At 41.0% G+C, this 23,375-nt stretch carries 34 protein-coding genes; all 34 read left to right on the forward strand.

From position 1 onward, the window contains the following. The first annotated feature begins 100 nt into the window (after positions 1 to 100). The 34 genes from DWY37_RS03605 (at position 101) to DWY37_RS15775 (ending at position 23,375) form a co-directional block, all read left to right on the forward strand. Complete coding sequence (locus tag DWY37_RS03605) at positions 101 to 340, forward strand: hypothetical protein (RefSeq protein ID WP_118592563.1); 240 nt, start codon at positions 101 to 103, stop codon at positions 338 to 340. A 315-nt stretch (positions 341 to 655) separates the two neighbouring features. Then, positions 656 to 913: a hypothetical protein gene (locus DWY37_RS03610; protein ID WP_118343905.1), complete on the forward strand. Its 258-nt coding sequence runs from the start codon at positions 656 to 658 to the stop codon at positions 911 to 913. 19 nt (positions 914 to 932) lie between these two features. Beyond that, positions 933 to 1,322 carry a hypothetical protein gene (locus DWY37_RS03615; protein WP_022464063.1) on the forward strand — a complete coding sequence of 130 codons (390 nt, stop codon included), beginning with the start codon at positions 933 to 935 and terminating at the stop codon, positions 1,320 to 1,322. Between the two features lie 27 nt (positions 1,323 to 1,349). Next, on the forward strand, positions 1,350 to 1,541 hold the full coding sequence (locus DWY37_RS03620) for a hypothetical protein (RefSeq protein WP_044911393.1): 192 nt from the start codon (positions 1,350 to 1,352) through the stop codon (positions 1,539 to 1,541). A gap of 1 nt (position 1,542) precedes the next feature. Next, positions 1,543 to 2,298 (forward strand): hypothetical protein, encoded by a 756-nt coding sequence (locus DWY37_RS03625; protein ID WP_118592564.1) that lies wholly within the window; start codon positions 1,543 to 1,545, stop codon positions 2,296 to 2,298. 322 nt (positions 2,299 to 2,620) lie between these two features. Next, a complete protein-coding gene (locus DWY37_RS03635; RefSeq protein ID WP_118592566.1) occupies positions 2,621 to 2,875 on the forward strand; it encodes a Lar family restriction alleviation protein in 255 nt (84 codons plus the stop codon). Then, entirely contained in the window at positions 2,875 to 3,009 is a 135-nt protein-coding gene (locus DWY37_RS16245) for a hypothetical protein (RefSeq protein ID WP_256385702.1), read from the forward strand. Before DWY37_RS03635 ends, DWY37_RS16245 begins: the two co-directional genes overlap by 1 nt. After that, complete coding sequence (locus tag DWY37_RS03640) at positions 2,999 to 3,298, forward strand: hypothetical protein (protein WP_118592567.1); 300 nt, start codon at positions 2,999 to 3,001, stop codon at positions 3,296 to 3,298. The genes DWY37_RS16245 and DWY37_RS03640 overlap by 11 nt, the downstream gene beginning before the upstream one ends. After that, complete coding sequence (locus tag DWY37_RS03645) at positions 3,298 to 3,852, forward strand: hypothetical protein (RefSeq protein ID WP_118592568.1); 555 nt, start codon at positions 3,298 to 3,300, stop codon at positions 3,850 to 3,852. Before DWY37_RS03640 ends, DWY37_RS03645 begins: the two co-directional genes overlap by 1 nt. 206 nt (positions 3,853 to 4,058) lie before the next feature. After that, the gene (locus DWY37_RS03650) at positions 4,059 to 4,454 is read left to right on the forward strand and encodes a hypothetical protein (protein WP_147403576.1); all 396 of its coding nucleotides are present in this window, start codon (positions 4,059 to 4,061) and stop codon (positions 4,452 to 4,454) included. Next, positions 4,454 to 4,666: a DUF6011 domain-containing protein gene (locus tag DWY37_RS03655; RefSeq protein WP_022464072.1), complete on the forward strand. Its 213-nt coding sequence runs from the start codon at positions 4,454 to 4,456 to the stop codon at positions 4,664 to 4,666. The genes DWY37_RS03650 and DWY37_RS03655 overlap by 1 nt, the downstream gene beginning before the upstream one ends. A 92-nt stretch (positions 4,667 to 4,758) precedes the next feature. Then, positions 4,759 to 5,358, forward strand: coding sequence for a hypothetical protein (locus tag DWY37_RS03660; RefSeq protein ID WP_118592570.1), 600 nt, complete (start codon positions 4,759 to 4,761; stop codon positions 5,356 to 5,358). Between the two features lie 202 nt (positions 5,359 to 5,560). Next, the gene (locus DWY37_RS03665; RefSeq protein ID WP_118592571.1) at positions 5,561 to 6,946 is read left to right on the forward strand and encodes a sodium:solute symporter family transporter; all 1,386 of its coding nucleotides are present in this window, start codon (positions 5,561 to 5,563) and stop codon (positions 6,944 to 6,946) included. Then, positions 6,939 to 7,724, forward strand: a complete 786-nt coding sequence (locus DWY37_RS03670; RefSeq protein WP_118592572.1) for a phosphoadenosine phosphosulfate reductase domain-containing protein — start codon at positions 6,939 to 6,941, stop codon at positions 7,722 to 7,724. The genes DWY37_RS03665 and DWY37_RS03670 overlap by 8 nt, the downstream gene beginning before the upstream one ends. A gap of 121 nt (positions 7,725 to 7,845) precedes the next feature. After that, complete coding sequence (locus DWY37_RS03675; protein ID WP_055274213.1) at positions 7,846 to 8,475, forward strand: ParB/Srx family N-terminal domain-containing protein; 630 nt, start codon at positions 7,846 to 7,848, stop codon at positions 8,473 to 8,475. After that, positions 8,466 to 9,614 carry a phosphoadenosine phosphosulfate reductase domain-containing protein gene (locus DWY37_RS03680; RefSeq protein ID WP_003502241.1) on the forward strand — a complete coding sequence of 383 codons (1,149 nt, stop codon included), beginning with the start codon at positions 8,466 to 8,468 and terminating at the stop codon, positions 9,612 to 9,614. Before DWY37_RS03675 ends, DWY37_RS03680 begins: the two co-directional genes overlap by 10 nt. Then, on the forward strand, positions 9,607 to 10,128 hold the full coding sequence (locus DWY37_RS03685; protein WP_003502242.1) for a ParB N-terminal domain-containing protein: 522 nt from the start codon (positions 9,607 to 9,609) through the stop codon (positions 10,126 to 10,128). Before DWY37_RS03680 ends, DWY37_RS03685 begins: the two co-directional genes overlap by 8 nt. Before the next feature lie 71 nt (positions 10,129 to 10,199). Further along, entirely contained in the window at positions 10,200 to 11,039 is an 840-nt protein-coding gene (locus DWY37_RS03690; protein ID WP_243093190.1) for a terminase gpP N-terminus-related DNA-binding protein, read from the forward strand. After that, positions 11,032 to 12,459, forward strand: a complete 1,428-nt coding sequence (locus DWY37_RS03695; protein ID WP_118592573.1) for a DEAD/DEAH box helicase family protein — start codon at positions 11,032 to 11,034, stop codon at positions 12,457 to 12,459. Before DWY37_RS03690 ends, DWY37_RS03695 begins: the two co-directional genes overlap by 8 nt. Positions 12,460 to 12,470: 11 nt before the next feature. Continuing rightward, the gene (locus tag DWY37_RS03700) at positions 12,471 to 14,633 is read left to right on the forward strand and encodes a phage portal protein (protein WP_118592574.1); all 2,163 of its coding nucleotides are present in this window, start codon (positions 12,471 to 12,473) and stop codon (positions 14,631 to 14,633) included. 4 nt (positions 14,634 to 14,637) lie between these two features. Then, a complete protein-coding gene (locus tag DWY37_RS03705; protein WP_118343918.1) occupies positions 14,638 to 14,820 on the forward strand; it encodes a hypothetical protein in 183 nt (60 codons plus the stop codon). A gap of 128 nt (positions 14,821 to 14,948) precedes the next feature. Beyond that, positions 14,949 to 15,890 carry a phage head morphogenesis protein gene (locus tag DWY37_RS03710; RefSeq protein WP_118592575.1) on the forward strand — a complete coding sequence of 314 codons (942 nt, stop codon included), beginning with the start codon at positions 14,949 to 14,951 and terminating at the stop codon, positions 15,888 to 15,890. Positions 15,891 to 15,939: 49 nt separating this feature from the next. Continuing rightward, positions 15,940 to 17,289 carry a DUF2213 domain-containing protein gene (locus DWY37_RS03715; protein ID WP_118592576.1) on the forward strand — a complete coding sequence of 450 codons (1,350 nt, stop codon included), beginning with the start codon at positions 15,940 to 15,942 and terminating at the stop codon, positions 17,287 to 17,289. Next, a complete protein-coding gene (locus tag DWY37_RS03720) occupies positions 17,289 to 17,801 on the forward strand; it encodes a structural cement protein Gp24 (protein WP_118592577.1) in 513 nt (170 codons plus the stop codon). Before DWY37_RS03715 ends, DWY37_RS03720 begins: the two co-directional genes overlap by 1 nt. An 18-nt stretch (positions 17,802 to 17,819) precedes the next feature. Next, complete coding sequence (locus DWY37_RS03725) at positions 17,820 to 18,833, forward strand: DUF2184 domain-containing protein (RefSeq protein ID WP_118592578.1); 1,014 nt, start codon at positions 17,820 to 17,822, stop codon at positions 18,831 to 18,833. A 17-nt stretch (positions 18,834 to 18,850) separates the two neighbouring features. After that, entirely contained in the window at positions 18,851 to 19,258 is a 408-nt protein-coding gene (locus tag DWY37_RS03730) for a hypothetical protein (protein ID WP_118592579.1), read from the forward strand. A gap of 12 nt (positions 19,259 to 19,270) precedes the next feature. Next, entirely contained in the window at positions 19,271 to 19,660 is a 390-nt protein-coding gene (locus DWY37_RS03735) for a DUF4054 domain-containing protein (RefSeq protein ID WP_118592580.1), read from the forward strand. Continuing rightward, positions 19,650 to 20,114: a hypothetical protein gene (locus tag DWY37_RS03740; protein ID WP_243093191.1), complete on the forward strand. Its 465-nt coding sequence runs from the start codon at positions 19,650 to 19,652 to the stop codon at positions 20,112 to 20,114. Before DWY37_RS03735 ends, DWY37_RS03740 begins: the two co-directional genes overlap by 11 nt. Beyond that, positions 20,114 to 20,491 carry a hypothetical protein gene (locus tag DWY37_RS03745; RefSeq protein ID WP_118592582.1) on the forward strand — a complete coding sequence of 126 codons (378 nt, stop codon included), beginning with the start codon at positions 20,114 to 20,116 and terminating at the stop codon, positions 20,489 to 20,491. The genes DWY37_RS03740 and DWY37_RS03745 overlap by 1 nt, the downstream gene beginning before the upstream one ends. Beyond that, positions 20,488 to 21,078 (forward strand): phage neck terminator protein, encoded by a 591-nt coding sequence (locus DWY37_RS03750; RefSeq protein WP_118592583.1) that lies wholly within the window; start codon positions 20,488 to 20,490, stop codon positions 21,076 to 21,078. The genes DWY37_RS03745 and DWY37_RS03750 overlap by 4 nt, the downstream gene beginning before the upstream one ends. After that, the gene (locus tag DWY37_RS03755) at positions 21,068 to 22,189 is read left to right on the forward strand and encodes a DUF3383 family protein (protein ID WP_118592584.1); all 1,122 of its coding nucleotides are present in this window, start codon (positions 21,068 to 21,070) and stop codon (positions 22,187 to 22,189) included. The genes DWY37_RS03750 and DWY37_RS03755 overlap by 11 nt, the downstream gene beginning before the upstream one ends. Before the next feature lie 16 nt (positions 22,190 to 22,205). Beyond that, complete coding sequence (locus DWY37_RS03760) at positions 22,206 to 22,619, forward strand: phage structural protein (RefSeq protein WP_118592585.1); 414 nt, start codon at positions 22,206 to 22,208, stop codon at positions 22,617 to 22,619. A gap of 10 nt (positions 22,620 to 22,629) precedes the next feature. Beyond that, on the forward strand, positions 22,630 to 23,175 hold the full coding sequence (locus DWY37_RS03765) for a phage tail assembly chaperone (protein WP_118592586.1): 546 nt from the start codon (positions 22,630 to 22,632) through the stop codon (positions 23,173 to 23,175). 47 nt (positions 23,176 to 23,222) lie between these two features. Beyond that, positions 23,223 to 23,375 carry a hypothetical protein gene (locus DWY37_RS15775; RefSeq protein ID WP_158570349.1) on the forward strand — a complete coding sequence of 51 codons (153 nt, stop codon included), beginning with the start codon at positions 23,223 to 23,225 and terminating at the stop codon, positions 23,373 to 23,375.

The following is a 23,375-nucleotide window of genomic DNA, read 5'->3' on the forward strand; positions in this document are numbered from 1 at the left end:
GAATGGTCGCTGATGAAAGCAGATATAACAAGAGAACATATTGTATCGGATTTGTGGCTTGCATTATTGCAAGCGCAATTTTGGAAGGAGGATTATTTTAGTGAGAGATTATAAGAAAGTTTGTAGATGCAGGGACTGCGGGAAGATATATGATAAGGGCATTCCATATATATGTTCAAAATGTGGGGCAGAGATTGGAAGACCTACACCAACAATTTTACAGATGATGGGAAGCGGAGAAGTTACACTTACAGAAAAATGCGAGAAGGTTGTTGCTAAAAAAGGTTTGTTTGGATGGAAGGTTAGAGAACCGCAGGATCCCGAGGCTATCCAGGAATGACACCAAAGGAGATGTGTAACAGCTGCACCCATGAAAATTACTGCATGGGTGCATATCGCAAAGACCATTGGTGTGGAAATTATACCAGAAAGGACAGAAAAATGCCACGCTGTAAAGACTGTAAAAACAAAAGGTATATAAATAATCGTTACGGAAATGAAAGTATATATGTGCAGTCACCTTGCTTTATGTGTAAATGGAATCCTACAGATAATAGGGTGATAATGTACGAACCAATAAACCGACAAACAAAAAAATAGAGTCTCATATACACACTGCCATAGTGCGAAAATCACACCAAAAAGGAGAGAAAATATGAAGTGTCCAAGATGCGGAAAAGAGGCAAAAAGACTGTTGGCTCTGTCGAGAGCAGACAACAAGACAATGATATGTGATGAGTGCGGAACAAAGGAGGCACTGGATGATGCAGGGCTGACCGAGGGAAGTTCGGTAAGAAAGTCCATACTTGCGTGTGTTGGAAGAGGCTCTACACCACAGGAGAGAATCAGAGCAAAGGTGCAGGCTACAGGAAATAAGTGGGCTATGGAGAATTTTAGAGATACGCATAACTAAGAGTGATGGAGGAAGGACAATGGAATTAAAAGAATTTGCGAATTTAATTGATGGAAGACAATATGACTATCGAATGTTTACCAAAGAAGAATTACAGCTTGCCAAAGATAACAGAATTGTAATTGTTACAGGTGCAAGTGATGACCTGGTTGAATTAGAGGGAGCAATAACAGATGAGGGGGATTGCTGGGAAGGTGGCAAAATATATGTTAAGGCTATTCCTAATGGTGGAATAGTACACAACTGTGAGCGTTCGGATGTATTCGGATTTACTGCAAAATGGTGCGAAGAGAAAGATAAGAACGGAAAGATAATATCATGGACATATGATGTTCCAATAGAACATGAAACATTTGTGATTTATGAAGATGATGAACCTTACTGCAGGGGATTTGTATTTAGGGTTTAGCCTAAAATGAAATTTAGGAGGCATATTATGACAAAAGAACAGATTCACGAAGCACTGTGCAAAGCTCCAGATGAAGATAAAATGAGGCTGGCTATAGCTTGTCAGATGAATGGTATTGACGTTCGGGATATAGAGACAGGGTTGGCAAATGTGCTTACAGGTGTACAAAAAGCTATAAAACCAGCAATCGAATATTATAGATATTTAGGAGGAAAATAGTATGGCAAATTTTGATGAAGATATTAAGAGAATCACAGATGAAATCCTATCGGATGGAACTGTTGACCAGATTATTAGAGAAAAGGTGACGGATGGAATAGAAAAAGCAATAGCTAGTTCATTTAATTATGGAAAGCTTGAAAAGGCGGTCAAAGAAAGAGTTGAGCAGGTTTTAGTTCCGTTTATTGAAAGCTACGACATGAGTGGATACGTTGTAAAATTGGACACACTTCTTACGGAAATGGTCAATAAGTCTGTCCTTACTGACAACAAAAATTTGCTGGAAAATTTTAAGTTTATGATGGAAGAACCGCAGGAAACAGATATAAAGATATCTGATTTGTTCAAGGAATACAAGAAGTTTGTTGCCGGTGATATGGAGGTAGAAGGCCGAGAGATTGTGATAGAGGATAATGCTGAATACGAGGCGATGGATGTACATTTTGAATTCGAAGAAGAGGGTGAGAGAAGCTGGAGCTCATTCAAGTATGCAACTATTGACTTTACAGTGGATGATGAAGAACAGCAGGATGAATTAAACAGAACAGTACGTCTTTCGCACTGGACAGGGGATAGAAAAGCCGGATGGGAAATTAGAACAGACACAAATCCTGACATATATTCACTTAGGCACATGAATAAGTTTGATTTGCTTCTTGCGAAACTGCAGAGAGCGGATGCACGAATTATCATAGACGAGACTGCAGACGAGGATTCTGTTTATTCCGATACAAAGCCAGAGCCGACCTATGAATAGCCATGAACGGTCAGCTAACATTTGATAAATTTATGAATATAACAGAGGAAAAGCCATCGGAACATAAGCAAGAGAGAGTTCCGATGGTGGATCCATGTTACTACTGTTTATGCAGGTCGTGCATCAATAATGCAGAGAGCCTTACTGTCAATCCGGAAGAAGTGCCATACGACTGGCACCCGTGTTTCTTTTGCGATATATGCAATAATTTTGATGGAGAAAGTCCCGAAAATATGGAAAGAGAGGAATGCCATGAATATGTGATAGATGATTATCATGCAAGGCAGAATAGGAAAAAATTTAGAATTGTGAGGTAAAGATTATGAGTATAGAACTTAAAACGTGTCCGTTTTGTGGCGGGAGGGCAGTAATGAAGGCTGTCAATAAGAAATACGGGTTCACTATTTGGTGTCAGTGTAGAAAATGTGGCGCGAGAACCGAGGGATATTGTCCTGATATGAACCATGAAGACAATACTATTACCAGTATTGAAGAGTGCAAAGATAGGGCTGCAAAGATATGGAATAACAGGGCGGAAAGTGCAAATGAAACTGCGGAAGGTGGGGAAGCCTCTTGATGGAAAAACATGAGAAAGAAAATGTGTGCATTGACTGCAAACATTATGAAGCCTGTGGAAAACCAGAACGATTTATGAGGTGCTTGGGATATGAGAAAGCAGTAAATACAGAAAGGAAAGACAATGATAGATGAACTTATGGAAAAGTTGCTGGAAGAGCCGGTAGTAGATAATAACGAAATAGTGTTTACGAGCAGGGCTGTGGAACTGATACATGAAATTTCGGAGAAGTGTAAAGGTATTCAGATTGTAGAGCAAACGAGGGAACAGGCGGAGGAATATGCTAAGGATTTATCTGCAGAGCAGGTGTACGTTGATATGCTATGTAAAATTGTAGATGCTCCAACAACATTGCATATGAAATGCTCGGTCAGAATGCTTATTCCAATCATTGATCGCAAGCTGAGAGAAAGGGGATTGTGATGGATAGAAAGAAAACAACGGAATTTCTTGGAAATCTTCTTGTGTCAGATAAATTCGGAGGATTTGGAAAGTATTGGGCGAGTGAGGTTAGTATTGATCCGTGGGCCGCAAAAGGAAAACCTAAAAGAGTTGACTTTATGCAGTTTATTCCTGCCGGACAATGTTCCATATCTGAAATCGAAAAAGGAATATTTGTTTGCTATGAAATAAAAAGTTGCAAGCAGGATGTTTATTCTGGAAATGGATTAAATTTCATTGGAGAAAAGAATTACATAGTAACAACAATGGAGTGTTATAAGGATTTGTTACCAGATATGAGAGATGGGAAGTTTTATAAACATCTGCATGAGGTTTCTCCAGATTCATCAGGACACTTCGGAATAATGGTAGCGATTCCTTATATGTCGGAATTAACGGATGAGTTTGAAAACCCGACAGAGTTAGATTTTGAAAAAAGCAGATGGAAGCTTGCTGTTATAAGTAACTGCAGACTTGGTTTGAGGAAGAAATCTACTACCGAGTTGCTATTTTGTATGCTTAGAAGTGGAAGATAGGAGAATGACTATGGGAATGTATCATAAAAATCATTTGATAGGACCAAAATCAAAGAGATATGCAAAAAGACAGACTTCAAGAGGTATGAGAAGAGCTGTGAAGAGAAGCTGCACCGACGAGAGCATTACATTGAGAGGCAAATCAAAAAATTTGTATGGATATGATTCGTGGTTGTTTAGCTAAATGAGAGACAAGAAAAGAGGTGATGATAGACATGAAGATAGTTTGCATTTCAGACTATGCAATACATCATCGAATAGGCAGGAGCGAGCCAACAGGAACTACATACATTACACGATTTGGAAATACTAGACAGAAAAATGTGTTCAAGGAATTCTACAAGACCAATATAGGGGAATTTACTCCGGAAAAGTGGTTGGAAGTTACCTTGCAGATAATACAGATACTTATGGAAAATGAACTTCTGGAGGAAATAAAGGAACATGTCGCAGGTCATTGTGTGTGGCTTAAAAATGATAAGGAGATTGAGGAATACTCGGCATCCTGTTTAGCTTCTGGAGCGTATATGTACTGGGAAGATTTTAAGGACAAGAGACTACCGGCACATAAGGTATTTATCTTTGAGGGAGGTGATTTCTGATGGCAGTCTGTATGGAATGCGGAAGAAAATTGAGAAGCCAACAAAGCAAGGAAGTAGGATACGGACCGGTATGTTATAAGAGAGTGTTCGGTACTAGTATGCGGATCCGTGATGGAGATTCAAAAACAGGTACTGCATCAGACGATTTCCCATATTATGAAATACCAGGGCAAATGTCGATTGAGGATTTTATAAAAGCAGATGAAAAGTAAAAGGAGAGTGCTTTCGCAACCCTCCCAACAGACAGTTAGATTATATCATAATTCGTTATGAATTTGAAATAAAAAAGAAGGAGGGCGACAGCATGGACAGCCAGTCAACAGAAGAAAGAGCAGAAAAAGTTATAATAGCTCTTACACCAGAACAATTGAAGGATATTTGTGCAAATGCAGCTGAAATTGGAGCAAAGGAAGCATTAAAAACCTATGAGCAGGAAAGAAAAAAGGAGCAGGGAAAACGGGCAGATAGAAGATTGCGGAATACAAAGCTGCTCCTGCGTAATTATCACATGCTCAAAGAACATGCGGAAAACTCAGTTTTCGGGCGAACACAGATGGAGGAATCGGCTTTGGATATCTTGGAATCAATGATGAATCTTTATGACAATGAGGTGATCATTGAAAGCATCAAGAGAAGTGCAACCAGAACGGCTATTATCGTTTCACATATCGAGACGATGTTTGGTTTGTATGATGCCTATTGTGAAAAATCTCCGAACCAGGATATAGACCGCAGGAGATACGAGGTGGTTTGGGATAAGTACATGGCAGAACCGGTTCTTACTGTAAAAGAGATTGCAGCAAAGCACAATATGTCAAAGGAAAATGTGTATTCCGATTTGAGAGTTGCAGAGGAAAGATTGACCGCTCTTATATTCGGGGTGGACGGATTGAAAGTACGATAAAGCCACCGTCTACAAAATAATTACATTGACATCACAGCTTATAAATGGCAAAATCGTATTTGTAAAATTCTAAATCGAACGTCGGGGAAGTCTGCAGAGTTGTTGCAGGCTTCTTTTTTGATGCAAACTTTCCGAGAAAGGAGAGACGATTGAACAGGAAATGCACCTGCTCCTCCAGAATAATATTGATTGGAGGAAAATAATGAATTACACAATTATGGTGCTGGCTGCTTATGCGGTAATTATGATTGCGGCAACGGTACTTATGACAAACAAAGAGAAAAGCGTCGAAAGGTTTTGTGTTGGAAATAGAAATACAGGATGGTTTATATCTGCATTAAGCATTGCAGCTACATGGATATGGGCTCCTGCACTATTTACATCAACAGAGAATGCTTATACCAAAGGCTTTGCAGGGCTGTTTTGGTTTCTGGTACCTAATGTGCTTTGCTTGATTTTCTTTATTCCGTTCGCAAGAAGGATAAGAAAAGAAATGCCAGAAGGAATCACACTGTCTGGATATATGCACCAGAAATATCAGTCTGAATCGGTAAAAAATATTTACCTGTTCCAGCTTGGAGCATTATCGGCATTATCTACAGGAGTCCAGTTATTGGCAGGAAGCAAAATATTAAGTATGCTGACAGGTATTCCATTCTGGATCATGACAGTAATCATGGCTGTGATTGCTTATTCGTATTCACAGTTCTCTGGAATAAAGGCTTCGATACTGACAGATTCTATACAGATGGTCTTTATGTTGATTGCAAGCGTTTGTTTTGCAGTTTTTGGTATTAAGAATGGTGGAGGCATTCAAAATATGTTCGCAGGAATTGGCGGATATACAGGAGAGTGCAGCTCTCTTTTCTCTGCAAAAGGTATAGAGATATTTCTTGGTTTCGGACTCCCCACAACAGTTGGCCTTATCTCAGGACCATTTGGCGACCAATGTTTTTGGCAGAGAGCATTTTGTGTAAAGAAAAATCGAATAGGAAGGGCTTTCTTTATCGGAGCAATCCTATTTGGCATGGTGCCATTATCAATGGGAATCCTTGGATTTGTCGGAGCTGGGATGGGATATACGGCGATTGATACAGGTGTGATTAACTTTGAACTCATTTCGGAGTTATTTCCAAGCTGGGCGGTAATCCCATTTTTATTTATGATTGTATCTGGATTATTATCTACGATTGACAGTAATCTGTGTGCAATATCATCCCTCACAACAGACATATTCAAAAAGAACACACTCGGAAAGACCAAGATTGCCATGGTTGCACTGTTGGTAATAGGAATTATAGTTGCCAATATCCCAGGGCTTACAGTTACGCATTTGTTTTTAATGTATGGCACACTCAGAGCAGCAACGCTTCTCCCAACAATATTTACATTAAAGGGGGTAAAGCTCAAACCAGAAGGTGTTGTTACTGGCATTGCGACCGCACTGATTATAGGACTTCCTGTATTTGCTTATGGAAATATCACAGGAACTGCAGCTTATAAGACAGCAGGCAGTCTTTTGACAGTCCTGTTATCCGGAACAGTCGCTTTGATTGTAAGCAGAAAGAGGGGTACAGAGAATGGATAGCGTACTCGGAAGAAAGCAGCGAATCAAAAACTCTGACTGGATAGAAACTTTTGACAAAATCGAACAGCTGATAACCAAAAAAGAGTTGGATCAGCTTGTAGATAAGACCATACAGGATATAAAAGCTAAGACGAAAGGAAAGAAAGCTGCCTACGCATGGAGCGGAGGAAAAGATTCCCTTGTGCTTGGAGAAATTTGCCGTCGGGCAGGAATAAGCTCCTGCGTCCTCGTAATCAGCAATTTGGAGTATAAAGCATTTACGCAATGGGTTGAGGATAATAAGCCTCCGGAATTGTCCATTATCAATACAGGACAGGATATTAAGTGGCTTGTTACTCATCCACACATGCTTTTCCCACAGGATAGCAAATATGCAGCTCAATGGTTCCATATTGTTCAACATAGAGGACAGGCAAAATACTACAAAGAAAACAATCTTGATATGCTCCTTCTCGGAAGACGAAGAGCTGATGGGAATTATGTTGGAAAAGGAGATAACATTTATACCAACAGTCAGGGAGTTACAAGATACAGCCCTTTGTCAGATTGGACGCATGAGCAGGTTTTGGCATATATCCATTATTATAATTTGGCTATGCCGCCTATATATGATTGGAAAAATGGCTATCTGTGCGGAACACATCCTTGGCCAGCACGGCAATGGACAGGAAGTACAGAGAATGCCTGGAGCGAAATCTATGAGATTGACAGCTCCATAGTAAATGAGGCGGCAGAATATTTTGAGAGTGCAAAAGCATTCTTGAAGACAATAAAATAAGTTGCTGACATTTGACAGCATTTGCAGACAAAGGATTGCAAGTGCTGTCTTTTGCTATTTGCAGATAGCTTATATATCATACGGATTTGTTCCTCCAATCAAAATACAGGAGGATACAAAGATGGAAATTATCACAATGAAGCTGGTGGACCTTGTGAAGCCAGAAAAGAATGTCAGAATTCATACGGAGCAACAGCTGAAGGAGTTCCAAAGAAGTGTCAAAATGTTCGGACAGATCCGTCCGATTGTTGTTGACGAAAACAATGTAATCTTGGCAGGAAATGGTTTGTATGAAACATTGATTGCCATGGGAAAAGAAACAGCTGATGTTTATAAGTATGACAATCTTACTGAAAATCAGAAAAAGAAGCTGATGATTGCAGACAACAAGATTTTCAGCTTAGGTATTGAAAATCTCGATACACTCAATAGCTTTTTAGAAGACCTGCAGGGCGACCTTGATATCCCGGGCTTTGATGAAGACATATTAAAGCAGATGGTGTCAGAGGCAGAGGATGTTACAGAAAAGCTCTCCGAGTATGGCACTTTGGATGATGAAGAAATCCAGAGTATTAAAGAAAGCGGAGAGAGAAAAGAACAGCAGATTCAAAAAGCGGAGGCGGAGCAGGCAACACCAGCACCGCAGCCAATTGCTCAGCCACAACAGGAAATGCCAGAGGACAGTGAAGATACCACCGAAGTAAAGAAATTTGTTATCTGTCCGAAATGCGGGGAGAAAATATGGCTATAAAGCGGTGCGAATCCAGTATAGATGTTGTAAAGGCCGCCAAAATCCGTATAAGAAATGTATTCCAAAACGGATTGCCGGTGTATATGTCTTTCAGCGGTGGTAAGGACAGCCTTTGTATGGCACAGCTTGTTATGGAGCTTGTGCAGGCAGGGGAAATCAATCCGGCACAGCTTATTGTACAATTTATAGATGAAGAAGCCATTTTCCCTTGCATGGAAGATAAGGTGAGGGAATGGCGAAAAAGATTTATGTTAATTGGAGCAAAGTTTGAGTGGTATTGCCTTGAGGTAAAACACTACAACTGCTTTAATGAACTGTCCAACGATGAAACATTTATTTGTTGGGACAGATATAAAAAAGATGTTTGGGTAAGACAGCCACCATCATTCGCAATCAGAAACCATCCGCTGTTAAGACCTCGCATTGATGCATATCAGGATTTTCTTCCAAGAATATGCAGCGGAGGAATTACGATTACAGGAATCCGAACAGCGGAATCAGTACAGAGACTGCAGAATATTGCAACTATGCTGAGAGCAGGAAAGACCATGACGAATAAACACCAGGTATTTCCGATATATGATTGGACCAATAATGATGTATGGCTTTACCTCCTTCGGGAAAAAGTTGACATACCAGAGATTTACCTGTTCTTGTGGCAGTCAGGAACACGAAAAGGACAATTGAGGGTATCGCAGTTCTTTTCGATTGACACGGCAAAAAGCCTTGTCAAAATGAATGAATATTATCCGGATCTTATGGAACGGATAGTAAGGCGAGAACCGAACGCATATCTGGCCGCCTTGTATTGGGATAGCGAGATGTTCGGTAGAAGCACAGCTGCAAGAAAACAAAACGAGAAGGGGATGACGGAAAAAGATTATAAGGCCGCCCTTTTAGAATTGTTTTCTGATATGGATGGAAATTTCCAAACGAAGCACAAGAGATATGTTGCGGAACGATACAGGAACTTCTTTATGAGTGTTTCTGCTATTGCGGACAATAAGGATTGCAAGGCTATATATGAAGGACTTATTTCTGGTGATCCAAAGCTGCGTTCCTATCGTGCTTTATATCAGAGAATCTATGGTAAATACATTACAGAAGCCAAAAAGAAGGAGGGCATGACAAATGGATAAGAAATTGAGTAGTCCGCTTTCCACTCTCCAATGGGTAGACAGGGACAGAGTAAAACCAAACGATTACAACCCAAATAAAGTATCGAAGCAGAACTTGGAATTGCTGAAGCAATCCATACTAACCAACGGATGGACGCTGCCGATTGTCGTGAGACCAGATTTCACGATTATTGATGGTTTTCATCGTTGGACTGTTGCAGGGGAAGAACCTCTGAAATCAATGCTTGAAGGCAAGGTTCCTGTTGTAATTGTAGAACATAAGGATAAAGCCGGTAATATTTACGGTACTGTAACCCACAACAGGGCAAGAGGTACACATTTGCTTGAACCTATGAAAGCGATTGTTAGAGAGCTTATGGGAGAGGGGAAATCTGTTGAAGAAATCGGTAAGCAGCTTGGTATGAGACCAGAGGAAATATTCCGATTATCGGACTTCTCCAAAGAGGACTTTTTGAATATGATGATTAAACCAAATCAAGGTTATTCAAAAGCAGAGTTTATAACGAAGATTTAATGTTAAAACAATAAATATTCGTGAGAGTGACACACGGGAGGGCATACACCCTCCCTTTTGTGCGTCCACGATTGCAAAACGAACAGGAGAGAGGTGGTGATATGCCGAGAGCACCGAGTGAGAAAGTAACACAAGCTGAAAAGCTATTCAATGATGGTATGGCAATGGTTGAGATTGCTAAGAAACTGGAAGTTTCAGACGGAACAGTCCGCAGCTGGAAGAACCGGTACGGATGGGGAAAAGCCTCAAAAAAAAACAAGTGCAACGTTGCGAAAAAAAATGAGAAGAAAAATGCAACGTTGCAAAAGAAAAAGAGGGGAGGTCAACCCAAAAATCAGAATGCAAAAGGCGGTTCTGGCAATCCAAACCCAAACCCTCCACCAGACAGAACAAAGCATGGTGGTTATGTTCCTGTATTTATGGATGCGTTGGATTCAGATGAGCAGGAACTTCTTGAGTCTATTCCAGAAGATACAGAGCTTCAACTGATGGAACAGATACAGCTTTTTTCGATTAGAGAGCGAAGAATACTTAAAGCAATCAATAAATACCGCGAACAAAAAGGAGAGGTTGCGGTAATGGATGTGAACCGAAGCGAGTCAAAACGCTCGTTTAAAGACCAAGAGGAAGAGGCAGAGTACGATAGGCGCCAGAAGGAGAAGGTTGATAATAAAGAAATTCTTCCGGGTAAGTCCTATAATATAGCAACACACACAGCTAATAAGGATATGATCATAGCGAGGCTGGAACAGGAACTTTCTACTGTGCAGAGCAAAAAGACAAAGGCTATTGAAGCGTTATCCAAGTATCGCATAGAAAAGGCAAGGCTTGAAAGTGAAAGTGCTGGCAACGATGCGGTTGATGATTGGATTGCAGCTGTATTGGGAGAGGAAGTGAGCGAAGATGAATAAGAACTCACGGACATTACGAAGAAAATTCTTCCAGAAGAAAATCCCAATATACAGGAAAAATCCGGTGCTATTTGCACAAGAGGTATTGCTGTTTGAGCCTGATGATTGGCAAAAACAAGCTTTGATGGATTTGGCAGAAAGCCCGAAGGTTGCAATCAAGTCTGGACAGGGTGTTGGAAAAACAGGTATGGAAGCTGTTGCTTTGCTGTGGTTTTTATGCTGTTATCCCTATCCGAGAATTGTTGCAACAGCTCCTACCAAACAGCAGTTGCACGATGTATTGTGGTCCGAAGTCAGCAAGTGGATGAGCAAGTCTCCTTTGCTCTCAGACATCCTCAAATGGACGAAGACCTATATTTATATGGTTGGCAATGAAAAGCGTTGGTTTGCCGTAGCTAGGACCGCTACGAAGCCAGAGAATATGCAAGGTTTCCATGAGGATAACATGCTTTTCATCGTGGACGAGGCTTCCGGTGTTGCAGATCCGATTATGGAGGCGATACTTGGTACTCTTTCCGGTGAAAACAATAAGCTGCTGATGTGCGGGAACCCGACGAGAACATCTGGAACATTCTACGATGCTTTTAATGTAGATAGGTCCATATACAGGTGCCACACGGTATCGTCTGCAGACAGTAAGAGAACCAACAAACAGAATATTGAATCACTCATACGGAAGTATGGAAGGGATAGCAATGTTGTGCTTGTGCGTGTGTTCGGAGAATTCCCAAAGCAAGAAGACGATGTGTTCATAGCCCTATCACTGGTGGAGCATTGCTGCATGTTAGATTTGCCAGACGATGTTCCTAAGCGAATATCATTTGGAGTGGATGTGGCGAGATATGGTTCTGATGAAACAGTTATTGCCAGGAATGTAGGTGGAAAAATAACACTTCCGGTATCGTTTAGAGGGCAAAGCCTCATGACAACAGTTGGAAAAGTTGTGCAGCTTTACAGAAAAGCTATTACAGAGTTTCCGAGATACAAAGGAAAGATATATATCAACATTGATGATTGTGGTCTTGGTGGCGGAGTTACAGACCGTCTGGAAGAGGTTAAGCAGGAAGAAAAGCTTACACGAATGGTGATTGTTCCTGTTAATGCCGCTGGCAAAGTTCCGGAAGAAACTGTTGGCGATGGAAAACAGAAAGCCTGCGACATTTACGATAATATGACAACTTATTTATGGGGCACAGTAAAAGATGCCTTAATGATGGAGGAAGTGAGTTTGGAAAATGACAATGAACTTGTTGCACAGCTCACTTGTAGAAAATACAGGCTGACGAGTAGAGGAAAGATGTTACTTGAAAGCAAAGAGGAAATGAAGAAACGAGGGATTGATTCCCCAGATAGAGCAGATGCGGTTGCACTGTCTTGCTACCAGAAAAAGACATTCAATATCGGAAGTCTCGTAGATTAGGAGGTGAGGAAATGCAGGACAATGAGAAAGAAAGCAGAGCAGATGGATATAAGAATCTGATGAATAAGTATGGTACTCAAGATGATGTGTCAGAGCAGTATCGTTTTGAGAGTGATGATCCTGTAACAGATGTGGAACTCACACTGAACTACGAGGAAAACGGATTGTTCGCTAAGATAATAGATATCCCATCTGATGATGCTGTTAGTAGTGGATTTGAATATGGTGTAAATGATGTTGACCTGGAAACATTTATAAATGATTCACTTGACGAGTTGGACTTTGAGGGTGCAGCTTCTACAGCTATCAAATGGTCGAGACTATATGGCGGTTCGCTTATGGTGATGATAATTGATGATGGGAAACAGATTGATGAGCCTGTGGATTGGGATAATATCAGAGGGATTGATGAACTGCTTGTGTTTGAAAGACCTTTGATTACACCAGATTACAACAGCATATATAATCACGATCCAAAGACCGGTAAATGGTCGAAATTTGGAAAGCCTGAATTCTACGATGTATCTCCAATGTATGGCCAGCAGTTTCGTGTCCACGAAAGCAGGTGCCTATTGTTCAAGAATGGAACATTGCCACAATCCAGCTCGAGGACAGAATATCGTTTCTTTGGCATGCCAGAGTACACGAGGATACATAAAGCCTTGCAGGAAACTGTTACATCGCATGGGAATGGAGTTAAGCTGCTTGATAGGGCGGTACAAGCAATTTATAAGATGAATGACCTTGCCAACCTTCTGGAAACAGACGAGGGCGAGGATATTGTTCTTAGGAGACTGCGTATAATCGATATGGCGAAGGGCATCATCAATTCCATAGCTATTGATGCGAACGGAGAAGATTACGATTATAAGACTGTGACATTTTCCGGAGTAAAGGATATTATCGATGCGACATGCAATATGCTTTCAGCAGTAACAAACATCCCACAGACGAAGCTCTTTGGGAGGTCACCAGCCGGCGAAAACTCCACCGGAGAGGGAGATATGGAGAACTATTACTCCTATGTGAATAAGATTCAGAAGTTGAACCTCAAAAGAAATCTTGGAGTACTGATTGATATTATCTTGATTGCCGGAAAGTATAAGGGAGAGTTTGAGGAAATTCCTGACTATACTCTGAAATTCAAGCCTTTATGGAATTTGAGCGAAGCGGAGCAGGCGGGAGTAGATCAGACAAAGGCTGCAACGGAGCTTACAAAGGCACAGACAGCACAGGTTTATGTGGATATGCAGGCTCTTGACGCTTCGGAAGTCAGAAAGCGTTTAGCTGAAAACGGAGAGTTTACAGTAAACGATATTTTGGATGATGAAGATGATTGGGAAGCAATGGTGGATGATGCTCCAACTAATGCAAATGAATCAGCAGAGACATCGAATACGGCATTGTCTGCAGAAGTGAAAGAGCCGCAGGAACAGGAAGAAACCGAGACTGATTCTGCGTTTGATACAGTTACTCCTACCGGATGCGGTGTCATTGTTGTAAAAGATGGGAAAGTGCTTGTTGGCACAAGGAAAGACAATGGACTTGTGTGTGGACCTGGAGGACATATTGAAATAGGGGAAACACCGGAAGATGCAGCCATAAGAGAAACAAGGGAAGAATTTGGCATCAATATAGCAAATATAATTCCGGTAACTTTGATTTCTGGTATGTCCGAACAATATTGTCCTTCGCAGGTTTTTCTATGCACAGAGTATTATGGAAATCCAATATGCTTTAATACAGAGATGGAAGATGCTCGTTTTGAAGATATAGGAAGTGTTCTTGACATGGACCTATTCCTTCCGTTTAGACTTTCACTTGAGGACTTTCTAAGGCAACTGGATGAAATTCGGTTGACAGCTGAGGTAAGTCAAAGTAATATGGAAGCAGACGGAGGTCCTGGTTCTGGAAGGTACCCGAAGGGTAGTGGAGGAAAGAACAAGAAGAGCAACTCTAAGAGAAAGAAAACCCAGTCCTTACCAATGACTGCAAAGGAAAAGGCAAAGGTCACGCATGACATAAATAATGTGTATCATGCAAAGTACAAGGGAAAGAGAGTGTGCGCAATTCGTACGAGTTCAAATGAGCCAGATAGCCCTACATACTATTATAGATTCAAGAATCATGGATTTGATGATTACGATATATTCATGAAGACAGAGGAGGATTAGACCGATGGATGAATTGAAGAAACTTCTGGAGAATGTAAGTGATACTTATGATGATTTTGTTGGCTGTGTTTTGTGTGCAGTTAAGCATGATGATGAGGATATCCGGAAAGTAAAAGATTACATCAAGGAAGATCCTGCAAGAAAGAGTGATGATATTTTAGAATATCTGGATGAACTTGGAATATAAGATACGAGCCTTGCGAGTGTGAGGCTCTTTTCTTTTGCCCTGTAGTGCCGCTAATCGTGGCATTATGGGGCTTTTTTAGTGTCAGCAGTGAAATAGACGATTGCAAGCATAATTCCAAATAAGAGGCAATGAGAGAAGGTGATAGCTTGGATGAAATGTTACGAAAAGAATTACTTCGGTCTGAATTGAAAGAGAAAAACAAAGGAAAACGGATTATCCCGTGTAAATACAGACCTAAGTATCCGGACAGTGCGGAAAGAGAATATATGCGATTGGTAAATGCATATATGGCTATCGAGAAAGAGGTGCTTATGAAGTATATGCCAGATATAAAGCAAATACTTAATGAGGGCACGCAGCTTCGTGCGGATTCAAAGAAAGATAATGAGCAGAAACGCAGGACAGCACGATTTTCAGCTTTAGACAATACAATAGTTCGCCTCACAATTCTTTTTAAGACAATCCAAAGAGAACTGGATGCCGCTTTTGGACTTTACGACTTGAAAAGACAGATAAATATAATTGCCAACCTAGACCATAAGCTCACCGTTAAAGAGTGGAAGAAAGCGGTAAGCAAGACATTGGGTATTAATTTGCTTGATGATTATTATTCTGGAGAATATTACGCAAAGATGTTGGAAAAATGGGTGTCTGATAATGTGGATTTAATAAAGACTGTTCCGAATCAATCTCTCGATAGAATGAAAGAACTGGTATATGAAAACTACATGAAAGGAACGACTACAACCAATATTGTAAAAGAGATTCAGCGGCAATACGGAATGAGTAAGCGTCATGCAAAGCTGATTGCCAGAGACCAAACGGCAAAGCTTAATGCAGATATTACGGAGAGCCAGCAGAGGGATGCGGGTGTGCCAAAGTATGAATGGTCTGGAGTAATGGATAGACGAGAGCGGAAAAGCCATAGAGAGCTGGAAGGAAAGATAATCAGCTGGGACAATCCGCCAGATGTAGGAAATGGCAGAAAATGCCATCCTGGACAGGATTATCAATGCCGGTGTTGCGCAATTCCGGTGTTTGATATAGATAATCTGGATTTGCCAGTTTGAAAGGAAGTGGTTGCATTGAAAAAGTGACAGAAAGCAGGAGGTGCAGAAAGTGAAGCTGAAACGAATTGACAGCATTTCCATGGATCAGACTTATTACACAGATGAAGGCTATCTTGTAGATCACCCAATTGTGACTACATGTGGCATATTTGAGTATAAGAATGATGATGGAAGCACACGGAGGGAACTCCGATTGCCTGAGAATGTCTTTGACAAGAAATCGTTGGAGAGTTACAAGGGCAAACCAATCATCATTACACATGATGCTGGAGAAGTGGATAAGGAGAATGTCCGCAGAGAACAGATAGGCACAATTATGAGTGAAGGATACAGGGATGGAGATAGCGTTCGCTGTGAGATTATTATTCATGATACAAATGCTTTGAAAAGTTGCGGATTGAAAGAGTTATCCCTTGGATACAGCCTTGATACTGATGATACTCCGGGAGTATATCACGGAGAGAAATACGATTGTATTCAGAAAAATATCGAAATCAATCATCTTGCACTTGTCGGAGAAGCAAGGGCGGGAGAAACTGCTCGCTTGAATATCGATGGCAAGGATGATGATACACAAATCTTAAAAGGAGGCAAAGTAATTATGTACAAACCTAATTCAAAAGGCCGCAGAGCTGATGAGGGCGAAGAGCTTACACCAGAAGAGATGGAAGCTGCTATTGCTTTATTCAAGGCTCAGAAAGCCGCAAATCAGGCAACTGGTGAGGGAGTTGATGGAGAAGATCCAGAGGAAACACCAGCAGACAATCCGGAGGAAAATGGAGAACCGGAAAAGACACCCGTTGAAAAGGTCAAGGAGAATATTGACCGCAGAGATGCCGAGGGTGATGGTATGTCGCCAGAGGATATTATTGCAGAGCAGAAAGCAGATCTTGATACTCTCTTACAGGAGATTGACAAGATGCAGGCTCAGAGCGATATGAATGGTGATGAAGGAGAAGATACTGGAGAGAAAGATGAAACTGCTCCTACAGACGAAAACACAGATTCGGATGATGAGGGAGCGGGTGCAGAATGCGATCCGGAGAAACAGAAAGGAGTAAACATGGATTCTGTGGATAAAATTATTCAGGACCGCCTTGATGTGTGCCGAATGGCTGACCGATTAAACCTTGATGGAGTTGAGGGACTTTCGGTAAGAGAAGGAAGAAAACGCATTATCAAGGCAGTTAATCCGAAGATGAATCTTGATGGAAAGAGTGACAGCTATATCAATGCAGCTTATGACATTGCAAAGCAGTCATTCCATGAGAGAAAGAGCACAAATGATCAGAGAGAGAGAATTGCAGCTGATAAGGTCCGCAAGGATGCAAAAGAGGTTAGTAATTCAACATCTGCTCGTAAGAAAATGATTGCGAATATGACAGGAGGTAGAAAGTAATGAGCACAGCAGTACAGACAAGTTATGGCTTTGGCTTTCCTAAAGGAGTGGCCGGCGGGCTGTTTGATTTATCAGCCCATGATGTTACAACAAGACAGGCAGAAGGTGATGGTGTTGCCTTTGGTCTTGGTGTTGTCGTTGGAACAAATAAAGGCACTGACGTAAAGCTTCCGGCAACAGGTGCAACATCTGATGATTTTGAGGGTGTTGTAGTACACAATTCTGTTATGGTGGAAAAGGATATGGATAATAATGTTTCCATTGACAGTAAACGCACAGTTGGATGCCTCCATTTCGGAAGAATCTGGGTACAGACCGGCGAGAAAGCCAAGCCTGTTTACAAGGATAAGGTTTTCTTGATTACTGATGGAGCAGAAGCAGGCAAGTTTACAACATCTGCTGATTCGTCAGCAACTAAGGTTGAGGTTAATGCAATTTTCCTCGGCGAGACGGATGATGGTATTGCAAACGTAGAATTCAGACCGGGTGCGGTTGTGAAAAATGCAGAATAATTAAGGAGGTAAGCACGAATGAAAGATTTTAACATGGATGATTACAGCGCATTAAAGAGCTCTACCCTTGTGAAGGGGCTTGCAGGAAGTGAGCAGCTCCGTTTTGACAGCGTTGAATCGGCAACAGTATTCTTTGCCAGAGAGCTTGATCAGGTAAAGACAAAGACTTATGACAAGCAGTATCCGGAACTCTCCGCTTTATCTTGTTTCCCTATTACATCAGAGGTTAATGAGGGAGCAGAGACTACGACATATTATAGCTATGACATTACTGGAATGGCTGCAATTATCAATAACTATGCAACAGATCTTCCTAGAGTTGACGTACAGGGCGAATCCCACACTGCCTCTATCAAATCTATTGGAGACAGCTATGGCTATAATGTGCAGGAGATGAGAGCTTCCAGAATGGCAGGCAAATCTCTTGATGCCAGAAAGGGTGCAGCTGCAAGACGAGCATCTGATTACATGGTAAATAAGATTGCGTTCGCAGGAGATAAGAAACACCACCTTGTCGGTATCTTTTCAGAAGGTACAGATATCCCACTTTATACATTATCCGAGGTTGAAGTGGGAGGAAAGAAGTATACGGACTGGGCTCACAAGACAGCGGATCAGATTCTTGAAGATATCAATGGCATGCAGAAGTTTATTGACAAGATTACAATGTCTATCGAGAAGCCTGATACATTAGCTCTCCCTTCATACATCTATATGGACCTTGCAACCAGAAGAATTCCAGACACAGAGACAACTGTTCTCTCTTTCATCAAGGAACATGCTCCATATCTGAAGAACTTTGAGAGCATGGCAGAATTACAGGATACTGCAACCGACATCAACACATCTGGAAAGAGTGTTGCATTTATGTACACGAAGGATCCAGAGAAGTTTAGCTTGGAGATTCCACTCCCGTTCTACCAGTACCCATTGCAGGTACAGAAACTCGAAACAGAGGTTCCTTGTGAAACAAGAACAGCGGGACTTATCATTTACTATCCGTTATCAATGCTTCTTGCATACGGAATTTAAGGAAGGAGAATGACACAATGAAGATTATCAATAAATCGCGAAAGATTATCGGAATCAATGGAGAGCCGCTCCTCCCTGGAGCAGATTTAGAGTTACCGGATGGAATGGAAAACCATCCGGTAATTGCTTACTATCTGGAGAAAGGTATTGTGGTCGATTCACAGAACGCTTCGACAGAGCAAAGGGAAGCTGGTATTAGCGACCTTGAAAGAGCCCACATCGAAGAGGAAGCCATTGCCAGGTATAAGGCAGAGCAAGAGAAAGTGGCAAAAGCCGCAGCTTCTAAAGAAGCTGAAATTAAGGCTGTTAATTCCATGAAGAAAGACGAACTGCTTACTAAGGCTGCTGGTATGGGGCTTGAAGTAAAAGACGATGATAAGGTTGAAACTTTGAAGGAGAAGATCATAGCCGAACTCAGCAAATAGGAGGTGGCTGTTATGGATGCCTTTGAAATTATTCGTAAAACTATGAATGAGTTTGTGGAAGTGCCTGATGATACGATACAAGCTTTCATATCTCTTGCAGAGCCACTAATCAGCAAAAAGAGATTTAGAAAGCTGTATCCGCAGGCTCTGGCTTATTTGGCGGCACATAAAATGAAAATGTCTGGTCTAGGAAAGACAATCGGCACAGGCACGATAGGGGACACCATTGGATTATCTTCTGTTTCAGAAGGTGAAACATCGGTGTCCTTTTCTAATAATCAGGCAGGAAACACTGCGACGGATTCAGAATTTGGATTAACAGTATACGGCATGCAGTATCTCAATTTGAGAAAGCGTTGCATCGTTACTATTGTGTCGGCAGGTGTTGATTATGGCGGTTAAAGTCAGAGAGAAAGTTACTGCTGATGGCAAGAAGTTTCAGAAGATGTTAGAGGACCTTGATAAACTGGAGGTACGAATAGGCATACAGCAGGGAGCTGGTAGCGATAATGGTGTGGATTTGGTTGATATCGCAATGTTCAATGAACTTGGAACCGTCCATATTCCGTCGAGACCATTCCTGCGAGATAGTGTTGACGCTCATTCTTCTGAAATCAATGCCTTTTTGCAGTCAATGAGAACACAACTGGTAAAAGGTGGCTCTGCAGAAGATGTACTAAAGAAAATAGGAGTGTTTCAGAAAGGCTTGATACAGAAAGAGATTGTTAATGGCGATTTTGTTCCGAATTCTCCGGAAACGATTAAAAGAAAAGGTTCTGATAAGCCATTGATTGATACAGGCCGCATGAGGCAGTCAATTAACTATGTAATACAGGAGAAAGGAGGGGCTGACTAATGCCATTCTTTGGAAACACATACACATTGAGAAGATATGGAGAAGACAAGATTATAGATGGTTATCCAACAGCGGGGTATGAAGATATCCAGGTTGTTCTTGATGTGCAGACTTTATCTGATGATGAAGTTATAGAGGCTGGTGGAAGCAGGGATGAGGAAATGTTGAAAACTTTTGGAGATTTCCCTGTTAGAACATCAAAACAGGAAGAATGTGTTAGGTCAGACCAGCTTCTGTATGATGGAAGATGGTTTGAATGTATGTCTTCTCGCCTAAGCAGGAATACAATTTTGAAGCATTGGACATCAACATTTAAGCTGATACCAGTCAGCGAGAACAAAGAGCCGAGTAATTCTGAAATGGAGGAAACAGAATGACATTTTCGGAGGTTAAGAAGTTCATTTACGAACTTGTTAAGCGATATCATCCAGGAGCGATGGTGGTGTGGACGAAAACCAAAGGTGTAACACCTAAACCGCCATATATAACGCTTGGATATAGCAATTTGAATAGGTCAGCCTTTCCTTTGTCAGACGATGAAAGAGAACATAGATATTACAATTATGATTTCACTTTTGAAATCAACTTATATACTGTTGGGAAAGAGGTAAAAGCTGGAAATGGATGCTACTTTGAGAATACAGCAGTAGAAGATTTGGAAGAATTTATCAGATTTCTCGATTCGGATGGAATTACAGAAGAACTGGCTGAAAAGAATGTAACTATTGTTATGAATCCACCAATAAGAGATTTATCAGAACTGATCGGAGATACGAAATTCAACTATCGTTCCATGTGTGAATTTACAGTAACATATGTTGGATTGGCCGATGGAAAGTATGGAGTATCTGGAATTCAAACTATTCCAAATCCAAGTGGTGGAGGAATGAAAGAATTTGTAGAGGCAGAAACCTATGCAATAGAAGAAATAAGAATACAGGAGGAAACAGACAATGGCAATTAGAAATACTCTTGATGATATTGTCAATGTAGACATTGAGATTTCTACTCCGGGTTCAAGTGACGAAAGTTTCAACAATGTATTACTTGTTGTTGAAGGACCTGTTGTTGGAAAGAAATCAACTGACAATATCGGAACAAAAGTCATTAGTGTAGCACAGGCAGGAGAACTTGCGGACTATGGCTTTTCAACAGAATCACAGGCATACATTATGGCGAATGTGGCATTTTCACAATCACCAAAGCCAAGTCTTGTTTATGTTATTGCGAGACAGGTTGTGAGTGATGAAAGCGATCCTGTTACATATGAGAAAATTAGCGTTACTCTTGACAGGGCGAAAGAGGCTGGCGGATGGTATGGAATTGCTTTATCAAAAGCATTTCTTAATAAAACAGATATTGAAGAAACAATCAAATGGACAGAAGCCAATAAAAAACTCTTTGGATTTACATTTGTTGAGCAGACTTTGCCGGTTAGTACAACAAATTATTTCCGCAGTTTTGCTGTCTATGGAGGTGGTGTTCCTGATGTTGAAGAAACACCGGACGAAAATTATTATATTTCGTTGGCAATGATGGCCAAGTGTTTTGGATATGATCCAGGAAGTGAAACATGGGGATTAAAACAACTGGCTGCGGTATATCCGTGCAAGTTATCGACTGATATGAAAAAATATTGTGATGGAAACTATGTCACATATTTTACAACTTATGCTAAAAAGAACGTCACAAGTTCGATGGGCGGCAAGGTGCTGGGAAACGAATGGATTGATACAATTCGATTCAGAGATTGGTTAAAGAATGACATGCAGGAAAGAGTATTTAATCTTCTTGTGTTGAATCAGAAAGTGCCTTTTACTGATGAAGGTATTACTGCGGTTGAAGGCAAGATGGAGGAGTCGTTAAAAGTGGGGCAGAAAGTAGGGGGCGTTGCTCCGACTGAGTATGACGACGATGATAACGAGATTCCGGGATATACAATTATCGTACCTTCGTCTGCAGGTATGAGTGATGCAGAAAAGGCATCCAGACAGTTAACAGGCTGCAAATTTACAGCTAAATTAGCTGGAGCAATCCAGGTTGTAAATATCAATGGAAATCTTGTGTACGCATAGAAGGAGGTGAAGGTAAATGCCAAGAGTAACAACTTATAATCCGAAAAAAGTAACACTTGCACTTGGAAATCATATTGCGAGCGGCTTTGCAGACGATAGTTTTATCGTAATTGAGCCTGCCGGCGATGGCAATAGCTATGTAGCTGGAGCGGATGGAGAGGTGTGTGTGAGTGTAGATCCATCATCTATCTATACCGTAAAGGTATCTGTTCTTCAGAACTCTAAAACAAATGCATATTGCAAGAAGATGTATGAGAAGATGAAGAAAAATGGTAAGGGATTTTTCCCTGTTACTGTTAAGGACCTTGTTGGAAACGAGAAATTCAGTGCTTCTACCGGTTGGATCACTAAACTTGCAAGCAAAACTTACGGAAAAGCACAGAACAATCGTGAGTGGGAGATTGTAGTGGCTGATGGTGTAGAAAATTAGGAGGTGTAATATGGCAAGATTGAAACAGCTTGAACCAAAGAAAGAAACTATCGGAGGTCTGAATTTCTATATCAGACCTTTCCCGGCTATGATTGCCGCAAATTTAACGGGAGATTTAGCTTCGTTGCTTACTCCTGTCCTTGCGGCGCTTATGCCACTTGTTGGAAATGGTGGTAATGAAGATGAGGGCAACGGAGAAGATGGCGGTCTGCTGGATGTTGATGTAAATGATGCCGCAGCTTCTATTTCAAAGAGCATGGAAGGGTTTTCTGGGAAGAAAGTGGAATCCATGATGAAGAAATTGCTTATTGCATATAAGAATGTCACAGTTGAGCTTCCTGTTGAGGATGAAGATGGTGTAGAAACCGGAGAATATGAGCAGGAAATCCTTGATATGGATATTGTAAATGAGATTTTTTGCGGGGATGTACAGGATATGTTCATTCTCGCTTTTTACGTTATTCGTTTGAATTTTAATGGTTTTTTCAAGAGACTCGCCGGCCCATCTGGGAAAGCAGGCGAGGCTTTAGTGAAGAAGATGAGGACGATATTGTAAAATACGGAAAACTTGACACCTCACAATTTTCCGAACTGGAGTTAAGAATGTACATACTGATTAAAGCAAAAATAGCTTCAATGTTTGAATTAAAAGAGTATTACACCTTAGATGAGGCATTGAAGCTATATGCTTTATATCGTATGGATATGGATATTCAGAATGGAAAGGCGGAGGAAATGAGAGAAAGGAGGGAATAA

The organism is Roseburia sp. AF25-13LB (genome assembly GCF_003478915.1).
GTDB classification, from domain to species: domain Bacteria; phylum Bacillota; class Clostridia; order Lachnospirales; family Lachnospiraceae; genus Roseburia_C; species Roseburia_C amylophila.

What these genes read in the sequence shown, in the direction of transcription:
- DWY37_RS03610 (WP_118343905.1), top strand. Translation starts at nt 656, where the DNA reads ATGAAGTGTCCAAGATGCGGAAAAGAGGCAAAAAGACTGTTGGCTCTG.
- DWY37_RS03615 (WP_022464063.1), top strand. Translation starts at nt 933, where the DNA reads ATGGAATTAAAAGAATTTGCGAATTTAATTGATGGAAGACAATATGAC.
- DWY37_RS03620 (WP_044911393.1), top strand. Translation starts at nt 1,350, where the DNA reads ATGACAAAAGAACAGATTCACGAAGCACTGTGCAAAGCTCCAGATGAA.
- DWY37_RS03625 (WP_118592564.1), top strand. Translation starts at nt 1,543, where the DNA reads ATGGCAAATTTTGATGAAGATATTAAGAGAATCACAGATGAAATCCTA.
- DWY37_RS03635 (WP_118592566.1), top strand. Translation starts at nt 2,621, where the DNA reads ATGAGTATAGAACTTAAAACGTGTCCGTTTTGTGGCGGGAGGGCAGTA.
- DWY37_RS16245 (WP_256385702.1), top strand. Translation starts at nt 2,875, where the DNA reads ATGGAAAAACATGAGAAAGAAAATGTGTGCATTGACTGCAAACATTAT.
- DWY37_RS03640 (WP_118592567.1), top strand. Translation starts at nt 2,999, where the DNA reads ATGATAGATGAACTTATGGAAAAGTTGCTGGAAGAGCCGGTAGTAGAT.
- DWY37_RS03645 (WP_118592568.1), top strand. Translation starts at nt 3,298, where the DNA reads ATGGATAGAAAGAAAACAACGGAATTTCTTGGAAATCTTCTTGTGTCA.
- DWY37_RS03650 (WP_147403576.1), top strand. Translation starts at nt 4,059, where the DNA reads ATGATAGACATGAAGATAGTTTGCATTTCAGACTATGCAATACATCAT.
- DWY37_RS03655 (WP_022464072.1), top strand. Translation starts at nt 4,454, where the DNA reads ATGGCAGTCTGTATGGAATGCGGAAGAAAATTGAGAAGCCAACAAAGC.
- DWY37_RS03660 (WP_118592570.1), top strand. Translation starts at nt 4,759, where the DNA reads ATGGACAGCCAGTCAACAGAAGAAAGAGCAGAAAAAGTTATAATAGCT.
- DWY37_RS03665 (WP_118592571.1), top strand. Translation starts at nt 5,561, where the DNA reads ATGAATTACACAATTATGGTGCTGGCTGCTTATGCGGTAATTATGATT.
- DWY37_RS03670 (WP_118592572.1), top strand. Translation starts at nt 6,939, where the DNA reads ATGGATAGCGTACTCGGAAGAAAGCAGCGAATCAAAAACTCTGACTGG.
- DWY37_RS03675 (WP_055274213.1), top strand. Translation starts at nt 7,846, where the DNA reads ATGGAAATTATCACAATGAAGCTGGTGGACCTTGTGAAGCCAGAAAAG.
- DWY37_RS03680 (WP_003502241.1), top strand. Translation starts at nt 8,466, where the DNA reads ATGGCTATAAAGCGGTGCGAATCCAGTATAGATGTTGTAAAGGCCGCC.
- DWY37_RS03685 (WP_003502242.1), top strand. Translation starts at nt 9,607, where the DNA reads ATGGATAAGAAATTGAGTAGTCCGCTTTCCACTCTCCAATGGGTAGAC.
- DWY37_RS03695 (WP_118592573.1), top strand. Translation starts at nt 11,032, where the DNA reads ATGAATAAGAACTCACGGACATTACGAAGAAAATTCTTCCAGAAGAAA.
- DWY37_RS03700 (WP_118592574.1), top strand. Translation starts at nt 12,471, where the DNA reads ATGCAGGACAATGAGAAAGAAAGCAGAGCAGATGGATATAAGAATCTG.
- DWY37_RS03705 (WP_118343918.1), top strand. Translation starts at nt 14,638, where the DNA reads ATGGATGAATTGAAGAAACTTCTGGAGAATGTAAGTGATACTTATGAT.
- DWY37_RS03710 (WP_118592575.1), top strand. Translation starts at nt 14,949, where the DNA reads ATGAGAGAAGGTGATAGCTTGGATGAAATGTTACGAAAAGAATTACTT.
- DWY37_RS03720 (WP_118592577.1), top strand. Translation starts at nt 17,289, where the DNA reads ATGAGCACAGCAGTACAGACAAGTTATGGCTTTGGCTTTCCTAAAGGA.
- DWY37_RS03725 (WP_118592578.1), top strand. Translation starts at nt 17,820, where the DNA reads ATGAAAGATTTTAACATGGATGATTACAGCGCATTAAAGAGCTCTACC.
- DWY37_RS03730 (WP_118592579.1), top strand. Translation starts at nt 18,851, where the DNA reads ATGAAGATTATCAATAAATCGCGAAAGATTATCGGAATCAATGGAGAG.
- DWY37_RS03735 (WP_118592580.1), top strand. Translation starts at nt 19,271, where the DNA reads ATGGATGCCTTTGAAATTATTCGTAAAACTATGAATGAGTTTGTGGAA.
- DWY37_RS03740 (WP_243093191.1), top strand. Translation starts at nt 19,650, where the DNA reads ATGGCGGTTAAAGTCAGAGAGAAAGTTACTGCTGATGGCAAGAAGTTT.
- DWY37_RS03745 (WP_118592582.1), top strand. Translation starts at nt 20,114, where the DNA reads ATGCCATTCTTTGGAAACACATACACATTGAGAAGATATGGAGAAGAC.
- DWY37_RS03750 (WP_118592583.1), top strand. Translation starts at nt 20,488, where the DNA reads ATGACATTTTCGGAGGTTAAGAAGTTCATTTACGAACTTGTTAAGCGA.
- DWY37_RS03755 (WP_118592584.1), top strand. Translation starts at nt 21,068, where the DNA reads ATGGCAATTAGAAATACTCTTGATGATATTGTCAATGTAGACATTGAG.
- DWY37_RS03760 (WP_118592585.1), top strand. Translation starts at nt 22,206, where the DNA reads ATGCCAAGAGTAACAACTTATAATCCGAAAAAAGTAACACTTGCACTT.
- DWY37_RS03765 (WP_118592586.1), top strand. Translation starts at nt 22,630, where the DNA reads ATGGCAAGATTGAAACAGCTTGAACCAAAGAAAGAAACTATCGGAGGT.
- DWY37_RS15775 (WP_158570349.1), top strand. Translation starts at nt 23,223, where the DNA reads ATGTACATACTGATTAAAGCAAAAATAGCTTCAATGTTTGAATTAAAA.